The 14,070-nt window shown below is 28.1% G+C and carries 14 protein-coding genes and 2 riboswitches; of the genes, 3 read left to right on the forward strand and 11 right to left on the reverse strand.

The window, feature by feature from the left end; genetic code table 11:
- Positions 1-3 precede the first annotated feature (3 nt).
- The 9 genes from thiE to I6E15_RS05620 form a co-directional block, all read right to left on the reverse strand.
- Entirely contained in the window at positions 4-636 is a 633-nt protein-coding gene (gene thiE, locus I6E15_RS05580) for a thiamine phosphate synthase (RefSeq protein WP_177160708.1), read from the reverse strand.
- Entirely contained in the window at positions 626-1,168 is a 543-nt protein-coding gene (gene thiF, locus I6E15_RS05585; RefSeq protein ID WP_235246643.1) for a sulfur carrier protein ThiS adenylyltransferase ThiF, read from the reverse strand. Before thiF ends, thiE begins: the two co-directional genes overlap by 11 nt.
- Positions 1,165-2,271, reverse strand: a complete 1,107-nt coding sequence (thiH, locus tag I6E15_RS05590) for a 2-iminoacetate synthase ThiH (RefSeq protein WP_177160710.1) — start codon at positions 2,269-2,271, stop codon at positions 1,165-1,167. Before thiH ends, thiF begins: the two co-directional genes overlap by 4 nt.
- On the reverse strand, positions 2,271-3,047 hold the full coding sequence (locus I6E15_RS05595; RefSeq protein ID WP_177160711.1) for a thiazole synthase: 777 nt from the start codon (positions 3,045-3,047) through the stop codon (positions 2,271-2,273). Before I6E15_RS05595 ends, thiH begins: the two co-directional genes overlap by 1 nt.
- Before the next feature lie 49 nt (positions 3,048-3,096).
- A complete protein-coding gene (gene thiS, locus I6E15_RS05600; RefSeq protein WP_177160712.1) occupies positions 3,097-3,309 on the reverse strand; it encodes a sulfur carrier protein ThiS in 213 nt (70 codons plus the stop codon).
- Between the two features lie 115 nt (positions 3,310-3,424).
- A riboswitch (TPP riboswitch) is annotated at positions 3,425-3,527 on the reverse strand.
- 62 nt (positions 3,528-3,589) lie between these two features.
- Positions 3,590-4,957 (reverse strand): OmpP1/FadL family transporter, encoded by a 1,368-nt coding sequence (locus I6E15_RS05605; RefSeq protein WP_235246660.1) that lies wholly within the window; start codon positions 4,955-4,957, stop codon positions 3,590-3,592.
- Positions 4,957-5,586, reverse strand: a complete 630-nt coding sequence (locus I6E15_RS05610) for a TetR/AcrR family transcriptional regulator (RefSeq protein ID WP_235246664.1) — start codon at positions 5,584-5,586, stop codon at positions 4,957-4,959. The genes I6E15_RS05605 and I6E15_RS05610 overlap by 1 nt, the downstream gene beginning before the upstream one ends.
- A gap of 270 nt (positions 5,587-5,856) precedes the next feature.
- Complete coding sequence (locus tag I6E15_RS05615) at positions 5,857-6,663, reverse strand: histidinol-phosphatase HisJ family protein (protein WP_235246688.1); 807 nt, start codon at positions 6,661-6,663, stop codon at positions 5,857-5,859.
- Positions 6,653-7,339 carry a YoaK family protein gene (locus I6E15_RS05620; RefSeq protein WP_235246704.1) on the reverse strand — a complete coding sequence of 229 codons (687 nt, stop codon included), beginning with the start codon at positions 7,337-7,339 and terminating at the stop codon, positions 6,653-6,655. The genes I6E15_RS05615 and I6E15_RS05620 overlap by 11 nt, the downstream gene beginning before the upstream one ends.
- Positions 7,340-7,450: 111 nt before the next feature.
- A riboswitch (SAM riboswitch) is annotated at positions 7,451-7,535 on the forward strand.
- A gap of 122 nt (positions 7,536-7,657) precedes the next feature.
- Between I6E15_RS05620 and I6E15_RS05625 the strand changes: the two genes are divergently transcribed.
- A complete protein-coding gene (locus tag I6E15_RS05625) occupies positions 7,658-8,443 on the forward strand; it encodes a MetQ/NlpA family ABC transporter substrate-binding protein (protein ID WP_235246705.1) in 786 nt (261 codons plus the stop codon).
- Here I6E15_RS05625 and I6E15_RS05630 read toward each other — a convergent pair.
- A complete protein-coding gene (locus tag I6E15_RS05630; RefSeq protein WP_235246707.1) occupies positions 8,440-9,267 on the reverse strand; it encodes a MerR family transcriptional regulator in 828 nt (275 codons plus the stop codon). The genes I6E15_RS05625 and I6E15_RS05630 overlap by 4 nt on opposite strands.
- 102 nt (positions 9,268-9,369) lie before the next feature.
- Here I6E15_RS05630 and I6E15_RS05635 point away from each other — a divergent pair, with 102 nt between their 5' ends.
- A complete protein-coding gene (locus tag I6E15_RS05635) occupies positions 9,370-10,704 on the forward strand; it encodes an MATE family efflux transporter (protein ID WP_235246722.1) in 1,335 nt (444 codons plus the stop codon).
- A gap of 208 nt (positions 10,705-10,912) precedes the next feature.
- On the opposite strand, the gene I6E15_RS05640 is transcribed toward I6E15_RS05635, so the two are convergent.
- Positions 10,913-11,830 (reverse strand): LysR family transcriptional regulator, encoded by a 918-nt coding sequence (locus I6E15_RS05640; RefSeq protein WP_235246725.1) that lies wholly within the window; start codon positions 11,828-11,830, stop codon positions 10,913-10,915.
- Positions 11,831-11,975: 145 nt separating this feature from the next.
- On the opposite strand from I6E15_RS05640, the gene I6E15_RS05645 reads away from it, so the two are divergent.
- The gene (locus I6E15_RS05645) at positions 11,976-13,364 is read left to right on the forward strand and encodes an MATE family efflux transporter (RefSeq protein ID WP_235246727.1); all 1,389 of its coding nucleotides are present in this window, start codon (positions 11,976-11,978) and stop codon (positions 13,362-13,364) included.
- The last annotated feature ends 706 nt before the right edge of the window (positions 13,365-14,070 follow it).

A 14,070-nucleotide genomic window follows, 5' to 3' on the forward strand; every position in this document is an offset into this window, starting at 1 on the left:
CTTTTATTTCTCTAATTTACTTCTTAAAAATTTTACTTTTTCTTCTATATTTGGAGCTCCTACTATATCACTTACAAGACATATTCTTTTTGCTCCATGACCTATGATTTTATCAATATTATGTTCTTTTATTCCACCAATAGCAACAAACGGAATATCTAAGTTTTTAACAGCAAAATCTAAATATTCTAAACCAACTGGAGCTGTATCCTTTGTAGTTGTTGGAAATATTGGTCCAACTCCCAAATAATCTACATCAGGATTTTCAAAAGCTTTTTTCCCTTGTTCAGGTGAGTGAGTAGAAAGTCCAATTATTTTATCATCACCAATAAGTTTTCTCACTTCACTAGGTGGTAAATCATCTTGTCCAACATGTACCCCGTCAGCATCAACTAAAAGAGCAATATCTATATTATCATTTACTATAAACAAAACACCATTTTTTCTGCAAACTTCTCTTAAAACTCTTGCTTCTTCTAATTTTTGTCCAAGAGATTTTTTCTTCTCTCTGTATTGAATTATTTTTATTCCACCTTTAATCATTGCCTCTACACATTCAAGATTAGTTTTTCCATTGGCAAAATTTTCTCCAGTTATACCATATAACCCTTCTGGAATTATTATTTTATTTCTCAAAATATCCTCCAATCTCCAAAACTTTTTCAGCCATCATACAAGCAACAGCTCCTACCTTATGTGAATAAGTTTTATAAATATCTGTATCAGTTTCAAAATCTCCAACTACTGTAAGATTTTTTCCAAATTTTCTTATTTTTATATTTTTAGTTTCAAAGCCTCCTATCCCTGAAGCTGAAACTATTTTTTTTCCTAATGGCAAAAGCTCCTCAACTAAAAGAGATTTATACTCTTTTTTATCAAATGCTTCAACCACTATATCACAATCTTTAAAAAATTCTTTGATATTATCCCTTTCAAATTTTATTATTTCATTTTCAATTTGAATACTTGGATTTATCAAAAGAAGATTTTTGGCTAAAGTTTCACTTTTATAAAGACCCACTTGTTCTTTAAAAAAGAATTGTCTATTTAGATTGCTCTCCTCTATTTTATCAAAATCTCCAAACTTAAAATTTTTTACACCAGCACGAACAAGATGATAAGCTACATTTGAGCCTATTCCTCCACAACCAGCAATTCCTATTATCATACTAATTGCTCCCAGTCTTTGAAAACAGGTTGGTAACCATTATCTCTTATAGCTTGAATTGTTTCTTCAGCACTTCTATCATCACTTATCTCAAATTGACAAGTAGATGGATCGTTGTCTGTATATCCTCCAACATCTGTTTTTGAACCAACAGACATTTTTGTAATTCCCATATGCATTAAGTGATCTCTAAAATCAGCCACTTCTCTTGTAGAAATATTTATATCAGCTTTAACTTCAAAAATTCTATAAGCTGTCATAAATTGTACAAAAGTTACATCATCTAGTGGATGATCTGGTTGGAATCCTCCCTCTGCTGGATTTATTCTTGGAAGTGATATTGCAAAAGATGAGTTTAAATATTTATCTGTTAAATATTTTAAGTGAAGTCCAGCCATAAAAGCCTCTTGTCTTATATCACTTAAACCAAATAATGGTCCAATTCCTATTGTTCTTATTCCAGCTTTTGCTCCTCTCTCTGGAGTGTTTAGACGGAAGTGATAATCTTTTTTCTTTCCTGATAAGTGAACTTTATCATAAATTTCTTCGTTATAAGTTTCTTGATAAACTGTTAAACCATCTACTCCTATATCAGCAAGTTCTTTATACTCCCATTCTTCTAATGGCATAACTTCTATTGAAACAGAGTTAAAATGTTTTTTCAATACTTTTACTGCATCTTTTAAATAATCTAAAGTTACAAGACCGTGAGCTTCTCCTGTAAGCATAAGAATATGTTCTACACCTGTTTTTGCAATTTCTATTGCTTCAGCTTCTATTTGTTCAAGAGTTTGGTGTTTTCTAACTATGTGGTTTTTCTTTGAAAATCCACAGTAAGTACAGTTATTTGTACAGAAGTTTGAAATATATATTGGCATATAAAGAGAGATTATATTTCCAAAATGTTGAGTTTTAAGTTCAGCTGCTCTTTGTGCCATTCTTTCTAAATGATTTTTTGCTTTTGGTGATAAAAGATTTAATAGATCATATTCTGTTAAATTTTCTTTATAGATACTATCAAGTACATCTTCATCTGTTACTCTTGCAAAATAATTTTCATAATCAAAATCTTTCCATTGCTCTACAACTGAATAAAATCCCATTATTTGTCACCTCTGAATAAGAAGTCTGTAAGTGGAGATGAAGCGTTAGCATATTTTGAAGTTTTAGCAAGTTTTGCTAAGTACGCCATTCTTCCAGCTTTTACTGCCATAGCAAATGCTTCTCCCATTTTTACTGGATCTTCTGCTGTTGATATTGCTGTGTTAACAAGTACTGCGTCAACTCCCATTTCCATAGCTTCAGCAGCTTGAGATGGTGCTCCAATTCCTGCGTCAACTATTACTGGAACTCTTTTATTTTCATTTATCATTTCTATTAAAGGTTTTGTAAGTAATCCTTTATTTGATCCGATTGGTGCCCCAAGTGGCATTACTGCTGCAGCTCCAGCTTCTTCTAATCTTTTTGCAGCAATTAAATCTGGAGTCATATATGGAAGTACTATAAATCCTTCATCTGCTAAAACTTTTGTAGCTTTTATAGTTTCTTCATTATCTGGCATTAAATATTTCATATCGTTTATTATTTCTATTTTTATAAAATCTCCACAACCAGCTTCTCTTGCAATTCTTGCTATTTTAATAGCTTCTTCAGCGTTTCTTGCTCCAGAAGTATTAGGAAGTAAAGTTATTCCTTTTGGTATATAGTTTAAAACATTTTCTTTTGGGTTTGCAAAGTTAACTCTTCTAAGAGCCATTGTTATTATATTTGACCCACTAGCTTCTAACATTGGAGCTATTAGATTTTTATCAGAAAATTTTCCTGTTCCTGTAAGTAATCTGCTTTCAAATTCATGTCCTTTTAATACTAATTTATCCATCTTTTCCTCCATAAACTTTTATTTTTTATATAATATTAATTTTTTTATTTTATCCACCAGAAACAAAAGTTAGAACTTCTATCTCATCATTTTCTTTGATGCTTACATCTTTCCAATTATCCCTTTTTATAAGCTCATCATTTAATAAAACAACAGCTCCAGAAAGATTAATATTTTTTTCAGAAGAAAGTTTTTCAATAAATTCGCTTATTAACATCTCTTTTTCGATATTTTCAGAAACTCCATTTAAAACTATTTGCATTTTTTCCCTCCTTTTACAAAAAAAATCCCTAGTATTTCTACTAGGGAAGTCTTTTATCAATTAATCAACCACTTTTTTATAACTTAATAGCTATCAGATGTCTGATACTCCAAGTGGAGGGTTAATTTTACTTCCTTTCGCCAGCATTATCTGGTTCAAGTAATAAGAGTCGAGGTCGAACCTCCTCTCAGCCAGTTACGGCTCCCCTAGTAAGTTATATTTATTTAATTTTTAGTTGATAATGTATTCTATAACTTTACAACTGTTTTGTCAAGAGTTTTTATAATTTAAACTCTGCTGACATTCCTATTGTATGAACTGTTTTTTCAAAAGTTGTACTTCCTTTCTCTGCATTAGCAGTTCCATTTTCATAATCAACAAATCCATAAGATAGAGTATATTTTCTTGTTTCATTAGGTGAATATGTTACTCCAACACAATACATATGAGCATCTAAAGCATAGTCAGTATCTTTGTAAGTTCCTTCATTTGCTCCAGTATTAGTGTATTGATATCCTGCCATTAAAGTATATTTTTCATTTAGTTTATAATCAAAACCAATTGATGCTTCGTAACCATTTGTATAGTTATCATAAGCGTGGTCTTCATTAGCTTGCTCTATAAAATAATAGTTTCCACTTGCAAGAAGTGTTAATCTATCAGTCATATCATAAGAAATTCCTAATGCCATCATTGCTGGAAGATTTCTATTTCCATCTACTAACCACTCTTTAATTACAGCCTCTTGTCTTAAAGCTCCGTCTATTCCAGCAATTGCTCCATTTATAGTTGTTTCAAGTTGCTCATGATTTGCTAACTCTTTAGACGTAGAAGTTTTTAATCCATTTTTACCATTTTTAGCATCAAAATCTAATTCTATTTCAGATTCATATTTAAAACCGATATTTAATCTATCAGTTGGTTTATAGTTAAATCCTATTACTCCACCTACTCCATAAGCTTCTCTCTCAGCATCTAAAGTAATATTTACTGGTACTTTAACAGGAAGTTTTCCATTAGTATCTATCTCAAAATTTCCTGTTCCTTCAAGAGCTCTTGTAGCGTATATTAATCTAATTCCTCCAGCTACTGAAAATTTTTCATTTAATTTTTGTGCCATACCAAAATTAATATTATAATAAAAAGATGACCCTTCAACAGTAGTTCCACCTAAATAATTTACTTTTGCACCTGTCAATCCCATCACAGGTAATCCTTTTTCAATTTCTTCTCCTATAACTTCAAAAGCTGAAATTCCATTATCATATTTTACAGTTCCACCACCAGCAGCTATTCCTGCGTGAGCAAAATAACTTCTATCTCCATCTTTTTTTACAAATTGAAAACTTGGAACCATTGGAGATGCAAAATCACTATTATGAACTCCATTTTGTCCATCAGATAATTTGCTTTTATGTGTATTCATTGTATAATCTTTAAAAATTGTTTGAGCATTTACTTTGAAATAAGTTCCATCTTCCATAAATACTGTTCCTGCTGGGCTATAAAAAGCTCCAGATGTTCCGATTTTTCCTATCATTGATGGGTGAGCAAAATATTCGGCGTCTTGTTGTGCAAGATAGTCAATACTTCCTCCATAAGCGTTTACTGAGGCTAAAAGAGCCATTAACATAAGCGTTTTTTTCATTATTCCTCTCCTCTTAAAAGTTTTATATTTAAATTTTTTTCTAACTGATTTTCTGGAAGTTTATCCATCTTTAGAGCTTCTCTCATTATTAAACCTCCAACCTCTCTTAATTCTTTTTCTATTATTTCATAAGTTGGATTATAAAATCCTGAACAAATAAGGCAAGCAAAACCATGAGTGCTCCACCAACCTCTTCTTATTAACCAATCAATAGTACTATCTTTTAAATCTTTATATTTTTCATTTTCTTTAAAACTTTTATAAACCAATCCTACCAAATCATTTGTTATCTCATCTAAAAATTCTTTTGAAAGATTTTCTCTCATAAAAATTGCTCTAAATAAATCTTTTTCCTCTTTTGCAAAAAGACAAATTCCTATCCCAATATTCAAAAGCCCCAACTCTGTATAATTTATTTTTACCTTATCGAAAAGTTTATTTTTAGCCAAAACTGAAAGTTCATTTTTAAGCTCACTCATAGATGAAAAATTTGAATAAACTCCTATTGTAGATATTCCTAACTCTTTTGCTATAACTCTAGCAGAAATTTTTTTCATTCCATCATGAACCAAAATTTCATAAGCTTTATCCAAAATTTCTTCCTTAGTAAATTTTAATTTTCTCCCCATTAAAAACTCCCTTTTAAAAATAACATAACACTATTATTTAAAATAAAAAACTTATTTTTTAACACACTATTAAAAATTATACATTATATCCCTTTAAAAATCAAGGAATAAATATTTTTTATTTTCAAATTTCATAACACTATTATAAAATAACATTACACTTTATAAAATTATTAATTACATCTATTATATTATTTTTAACAAAAAATAAAAAAACTGTACCATTTTTTAATTATTTAAAATCTTAGATACAGTCTTTTTTTATATTCTTTATCTTATTTTTATAAAACTTGGCTCCATTTTTTCAAAAGAAGAGATATATTTAACTCCTAACTTTTCCAAAATCTCATAAGCAATTTTAAAATCTTTAGTGATATCATCTTTTCTATGGGAATCAGAACCTATTGTTATTACTTCTCCACCAAGTTCAAAATATCTTTTTAATATTTCAAAATCTGGATAAACTCTATCTTCTCCATATCTATAACCAGAGGTATTTATTTCTATTCCTTTTCCTTTTGAAATAATTTCTTTAAGTATTTTTTCTATTATTTCAATATGATTTCCTATATTCATTCCTCTATATTTAGGTCCACCATATCTTGTTATAAAGTCAAGATGACCATAAACATTAAATTTATTATAATTTTTTACATTTTCATAAACTGTTCTAAAATATAAGTCTTGCATCTCATCTCTAGTTCTTCCCTCTTGTAAAATTCCAAAACTTAAATCATATCTGTCTATTCCATGACTAGATGCAATCACAAAATCCAGTGGATATTTTTTTAATTCTTTCTCAAAATAATTTAAAGTATGAGGTTGAACTCCAACTTCCAATCCAAGTTTTAAATTTATTTCATTTTTATATTTTTCTTTTAGCCTTAAAATCTCGTTTGAATATTCATCTAAATCAATATCCCACTCTGGTCCAATATCTATCATATCTTTTTCCAAATGATCTGTGATAGCTATCTCTTTTAATCCTAAACTTATTGCTTTTTTTAAAATCTCATCTAAATCTTCTCTGGAATCTCCAGAAAATCTACTATGAATATGATAATCACTATAAAACATTTTTATCTCCTATCTTTTTTTCATAATCAACAAACAACATAAAAAATACCACAACCAATCCCATTGCACCGAATAATACAGCTTTTTCTAAAAATATTTTAGTTAATTCTGCACTAATCATTCCACCACCTATAAAAGATATAATTATTCCAAAATAAAGGTTGCTTTTTCTAAAAGTCTCCCTTTTCTTATCTCTCATAAATTTATATAAAAATTCACTGGTACTTCTCAGATTTCCAGTACACATTGTTGAGGCATAAACATTTCCTCTAAATTTTTTAAATGTATCTACCTGAAGTGAACATACAAAAGATACCAAGACATTGGCTATTATATCATATTTTCCTATTGGAATAAAACTTACTCCCAAAAGAGTTACTATTTCCAAAAGTAAAATTCCCTGTCTCCAATGAAAATTTTCTTTATTACATTTTTCTCTTACAAACTCAGCTATTAAAACCCCAAGAACAAAAGCTGTTATTGGCATAAAATATTCAAAAGCACTCCACCATTTTTTCTCAATAAGACTTATCCCAAATAAAACTATATTTCCTGTCTGAACATTTGCAAAAACTTTCCCTCTACAAACATAAGTATGAACATCTAAAAATCCACCAACCAGAGCAAGTATAATCCCTATCCGATACCTTTCAGACATCTGAACTTCTTTTTCCAATGTTATCACTCCTTAATCCTAAAACTTACAACTAATTATATCATAATAAAAAAAATAAAAAAATAGTTGACAAATTTATTTTTTTTGTGTATTATACTTGCAAATAAAAAATATCCATCAAGAGAGACGGAGGGACTGGCCCTGAGATGTTTCAGCAACCTACTTTATGTGTGGTGCTAATTCCTGTAGATGGCAGATACAAGCTACTATCTTTAAAATAATTTCTCCAAATTCTTGATCGATTTTAAGAAGTTGGAGATTTTTTATTAAGAGTGATATTTTTTATAATTTATAAAAATTTTTCAAGGAGATGATAGTATGAAATTATCAAAAACTTTACTTACTTCTGTTTTAACTTTTGCTTTATTTGGAAATTCGACTTTCTCTAAAACTCTTAAGGTAGGAGCTTCACCTGTTCCTCACGGAGAAATATTAGAAGTGGTTAAACCTGAACTTGCTAAAAAAGGAATAGACCTAGAAATTATTGAGTTTAATGAATATGTTACTCCTAACTTAGCTTTAGCTGATAAAAGTTTAGATGCAAACTTTTTCCAACATATTCCATATTTAGAAAAATTCAGAGAGGAAAGAAATCTAAAAATCTCTTCTGTTGGTGATGTTATTATTTCTCCAATAGCAATCTATTCTAATAAATATAAATCTCTTGAAGAAATTCAAAAAGGAGATACTATAGCTATTCCAAGTGACCCATCTAACGGTGGTAGAGCTTTACTTTTACTTCATAACTCTGGGGTTATAACTTTAAAAGACCCTACTGATCTTTATGTAACAGAGTTTGATATTGTAAAAAATCCTAAAAAATTAAAATTCAAATCTATTGAAGCTCCTCAACTTCCTCGTGTTCTAAATGATGTTGATGTGGCTGTTATAAATGGAAACTATGCTTTACAAGCTGGAATTTCTCCTACAAAAGACGCTATCAAAATCGAGGGAAAAGATTCTCCTTATGTTAATGTAGTAGTTGTAAGAGATGAAAATATAAATGATCCTGATGTTAAAGAATTAGTTAACGAATTACAATCTGAAAAAGTAAAAAAATTCGTTGATGAAAAATATCAAGGTTCTATCATCACTACTTTTTAATTTTTACTTTCAATGGGGATAAGGACTTTAAATAGTCCCCCCACACCTTTTTCAGTTAAGATAGAAAATTCTTCGGCTATTTCAATTACATAATTTTTAGGAATAAAATTTTCATTTATTACATATTTTTTTAAATTTTTATAGCTTTCAAACAAGCTTGTATAGGAATCACTAAAATTCATTAGAAAATGCTCTCCTATATAAAGCTCTTCACTTTTTTCTAATAAAATTTTATTTGGCACTATAATCCCGATTTTCTTTACAGGAATTATACTATCTCTACCCAATTTTTCTATATTACTTATATCTGTTATAGTTATATATTTTACTTCCTCTATTCCATTTTTCTTAGCTATTTGATGAAGTTTTTCATAATTCATAGCCATTTCTGCTTCATCTATTTGATTTTTCATTTTAAGAAAATAACAATTTATTTTTTCTATCTTTCCAAAACTTATTTTCTTTCCAATCTCCTCAGAAAATTCTTTCATATTTTTTATTTTTTTCTGAATTTTTTCTTTGGATTTTTGTAGCTCATCTATTTTTAAATCAATTTCATCTACTTTATTTTCTAAAAACTCTATACTTTTATCAGAATTTTTTAACTCTGTAAACTCTTTTATCTCCTCTAATGAAAAACCAGCTTTTTTCAAAGTCAGCAAGAAAAAAAGTTCCCAAATCTGTTCATTTGAATAATATCTATAACCATTAATCTCATCTACAATATATGGCACTAAAATATTTTTTTTATGATAAAAAATAAGAGTTTGTCTTGATATATTAAAAATTTTCGCCATCTCTGATATCTTATATCTATTTTTCATCTTTTCTCCTTGACTGTATAGTTTAGTATATAGTTTATAATACCATAGAAAAGATTTTTTTTCACTATTTTTTAAGGAGGTATTGTTAAATCTTAATTATTTATGGAAAATAAAAATATTTTAGAAAATGAAAATATAACGAAACTATTTTTTAAATTTGCTATTCCAAGTATTTTTGGAATGCTTATAGTTTCACTTCAAATTATGGTTGATGGAATGTTTCTTGGACAAAACGTTGGTCCGATGGGACTTGCTGCTGTAAATCTTTCTATGCCCCTTATCAATTTTCTTATGAGTATAGGACTAATGATTTGTGTAGGGGGAGGAGTTATCACAAGTATTTACAAGGGAAATAAAAAAATAAAAAAATCCCGTGAAATTACTACTATCACTTTGGGACTTTTGATATTTGTTTTAGAATTTTTATCTATTATTGTCCTTATAAAACTTGATTTTTTTATCAAAGTTTTGGGAGCTAATGAAAATATATACCCTTATGTAAGAGCATATATGATTCCTATGATGATTGGAGCTTTTTTTTATACTGCCCCTATTTTTACAGAAACTTTTGTAAAAATAGAGGAAAAACCAAATTTTGTTTTTATTAGTGGACTTACTTGTTTAGTTTTTAATGTTATTTTAGATTATCTACTTATTGTAAGACTTAAATTAGGTATGACTGGAGGAGCTAGTGCCACTATTATAGCTTGTGCTTTTGGATTCTTTGCTCTTTTACCAAATTTACGTTTTAAACTTCCTAGAAAAAAAATTGGATATTACATAAATGATATAAAAAATATTTTCTACAACGGAAGTTCTGAGATGCTTTCAGTAGTTTCTTCAACATTTGCTATGTATCTATTTAATCTAGTTATTATGGATAAAATTGGAGTTTTGGGAGTATCGGCTCTGACAATAGTATTTTATATCAATCAACTTTTAAATATTAGTCTTTATGGACTTTCCCAAGCTTTACAGCCGTTAGTTGCATATAATCTTGGAGCTAGACATCTAGATAAAATCAAAAAAGTTTTAAAAGTTTCTCTTATTACAGGGGGAAGTTTGGGAGTTATTGCATATGTGGGAAGTCATCTTTGGGGAACTCTTATTATTAAAATTTTTTCAAAAGGTAATCAAGAGCTTATTGAGCTAGCAGGAACAGCATTATTTTATGTGAGTTTTGCTTACTTAATTTCTTTTGCAAATATAATCTCTACATCTTTTCTGACTTCTATTGAAAAACCTTTAGAGTCAGTTATCGTTTCAATGGGAAGATCTATTATATTTATTGCTATTCCACTATTTATTCTTCCAAATATTATTGGCTCAAAAGGGATTTGGCTTTCAATTCCCATAGCTGAGATTTTATGTTTGATAGTTAGTTTCTATCTTATGAAAAAATCTATTTTATACTTAGAAAGAAAATTAAAATATTAATTATTGAGACTTTCATATTTTTAATTAAAAAGAATATAGATTAAAAATTACGGAAATTATGAAGAAAAATTAGAGTTATAAAGCGATATCGAATGCTAAAAATCACAACTGTTTAAGCATAGCGAGTTTTGTGATTTTAACGAGATGAGCTTTTAATAAATCAATTTTTCGTAATCTGCAGTAATTTTTAATCTTATTTTTCTTAAGTTTATAAAATATTTATTTTTTTACTATTTTTTTCTGAATAATATTTTATCATATTTTCAAGTTCTTGTGCTGCTATACTTAGACAATGTCTTTTTCTTTTTACAAAACAAATATTTCTTTCTGGAATTTTCTCTTTCAAATTTAATCTATATACTGTTTCTTCTGATAAATTTTCTAAAAATATTTCAGGAAGAAAACCTATTCCTAAATTAATTTTCACAAGAGGGAGTATCTGATCTACCGTAGCCACTTCAATACTTGGAGAAAAATCAATCCCCTCTTTCAAAAAGAAATTTGAATAAAATTCATATGTTTTTGTCTGTTTGTTCATAGAGATCAAAGGATATTCTACTAATTCTGATAAAGATAATTTTCTATTTACCAATTCTAAAAAAGTCGATCCACATACAGCTATCTCTTTAAATCTTTTTATTACCATATTCTCTAGGTTAGAGGTAATTTCAAAAGGAGAAGTTATCACAGCCATATCCACAATCCCCTCTTTTAGAGCAGTAATTGCTTGAGGAGTTGAGTAATTTGATATACAAATTCTAACTTTCGGATATTTTTGTTTATATTCTTTTAATACAGGCAAAAGAAAAGAATGAAGAGCAATCTCACTTGCTCCAAGAAAAATTGTACCACTTTGAAGATTTTTATTCAGAGCTATCTCTTTTTCCCCAGCCTCGATTTGTTCCACCGCTATTTTTACATATTCAAACATTTTTTCCCCCTCAGGTGTTAAATTAACTCCTTGATGAGATCTAATAAATAAAGTACAGCCTAACTCATATTCCAAAGTTTTTATTATCCTTGTAATATTTGGTTGATTATTTTGTAAAAACATAGAGGCTCGTGTTATACTTTTATATTTTGCCACATAATAAAAAACTTTATAATACTCATAATTTATATTCATAAAATACTCCCCATACTATTTTCATATATCTACAATACTAAATATATATTTTACATATGATTTTATTAGTATTATAATATATATAATTTTGTTTTTCAATGATTATATACAATTTAAAATTTATAATATATTATAGGAGGAAAAAATGAAATCTTTGGAAAAAGAAACCCAAGATCCTAAAAAGTCAAATTCTCCAAATAAAGATTTGACAGTAGGAAAACCTGAAACTGTATTATGGCAATTCTGTTTGCCTTTGTTTGGAAGTATTATTTTTCAACAACTGTATAATATCGCTGACAGTCTTATAGCAGGAAAATTTATAGGAGAAAACGCCCTTGCTGCTGTAGGAAATGGTTATGAAATTACTTTAATTTTTATAGCTTTTGCTTTTGGAAGTAATATCGGTTGTTCTGTTATTGTTTCTCAATTTTTTGGAGCTAAAGATTATGGCAAAATGAAAACAACAGTTCATACTGCCATGATTTCTAGTGCTGTACTTTGTTTAAGTTTAATGGTTATTGGTATTGGATTTTGTGATTCTTTACTTCATTTAATTAATACCCCTCCAGAACTTTTCCAAGATTCAAAACTTTATCTTGATATTTATGTTTGGGGACTTCCTTTTGTATTTTTCTACAATATTGCTACAGGGATATTTTCAGCTCTAGGAGATTCAAAAACTCCATTCTTCTTTCTTGTAGTTTCATCTCTATCAAATATAGCTGTTGATATTTTATTTGTTACGACTTTCAATATGGGAGTTGCTGGAGTTGCTTGGGCTACTTTCTTATGCCAAGGAATAAGTTGTATTTTAGCTATCTCTGTTGTATTTAATAGACTAAAAAAAATAAAAACAACTGAAAAAGGACTGATTTTCTCTTGGAATATTCTAAAAAAAATCGCCTTTATTGCTGTACCAAGTATCTTCCAACAAAGTTTTATCTCAGTGGGAAATGTTATTATTCAAAGTGTTATCAATAGCTTTGGTTCTGGGGTTATTGCTGGATACTCAGCCTCTGTAAAACTTAATAATTTAGTAATAACATCTTTTACAACTTTAGGAAACGGTATTTCTAACTATACAGCACAAAATATTGGTGCTGGTAAACTTGAAAGAATTAAAAATGGATTTTTTGCAGGTCTAAAACTTGTTTGGATTTTGTGTGTTCCTCTTATTATTATATATTTCTTTGCAGGAAAATATCTTCTATATATGTTTATGGACGAACCAACTATTGCTGCTACAAAATCAGGAATTAATTTCTTAAGAATTTTATCACCTTTCTATTTTGTTATCTCTGCAAAATTAGTTGCTGATGGTATTCTTCGTGGAGCTGGAATGATGAATAAATTTATGATAGCCACTCTTACAGATTTAATTCTTAGAGTTGTTTTAGCAATAGTTTTAGCAAAAACATCTTTAGGATCAAATGGTATCTGGTGTGCTTGGCCTATTGGTTGGTCTGTAGCTGCAATACTTTCTATCAAATTTTATCATTCAGGAAAATGGTATTCTCAAAAGAAAAACTCTTAATTTTTAAAAACTTATTAATTTTTCTTTTCCATAAAGAATATATAAAAAAAGGTTATTGCTTTTAAACTAGTAATAACCTTTTTATTTTAATTATTTTATTTCTTCTAAAAAGTATTTTATATAATATAAATATCTTTTAAATACTTCTCTTCTGTAAATTAAATCTCTTTCTCTTTTTAATTCTTTTAAATTTATTTCCTCTAAATCTATAAACAATAGTATCTATATTTTTAATTTTAAATAATCTCTCTTTTACTTCTCTACAAGTAATTTCTCTAATTCCGTATCAATAAAAATATTTCTGCTATATCAAAAAAATTTTAAATTTCATAATTTCTAATTTTTTATAAAAATAAATATCTTCTTTATACTAAAACTTACTAAATTTTTTTATTTTCTATAAAATATATAAAAAAGTTGACTTGAAAATTAATACCTCAAATCAACTCCACTCATACAATATTTAATATTCTTGTCAGCTTTTTTCTAAAGAATATTCATTATTAAAATGAAAATAAATAATTAAAAAATAAAATCAACTCGAAATGCCAAAGAAAATGCTCCAGCTTTTAAATAACTTTATTTTTTCTATTCTTAAATAAAAAATCAACTTTATAATTCTCTTCCCATTAAAAGTCTTTCCAAAATTATCACTTTTTCCAACTTTTACAAAAAATTAAAAAGTTGGCAAGTTCCTATCCTCCCA

This window comes from Fusobacterium perfoetens (assembly GCF_021531475.1).
Classification (GTDB): domain Bacteria; phylum Fusobacteriota; class Fusobacteriia; order Fusobacteriales; family Fusobacteriaceae; genus Fusobacterium_B.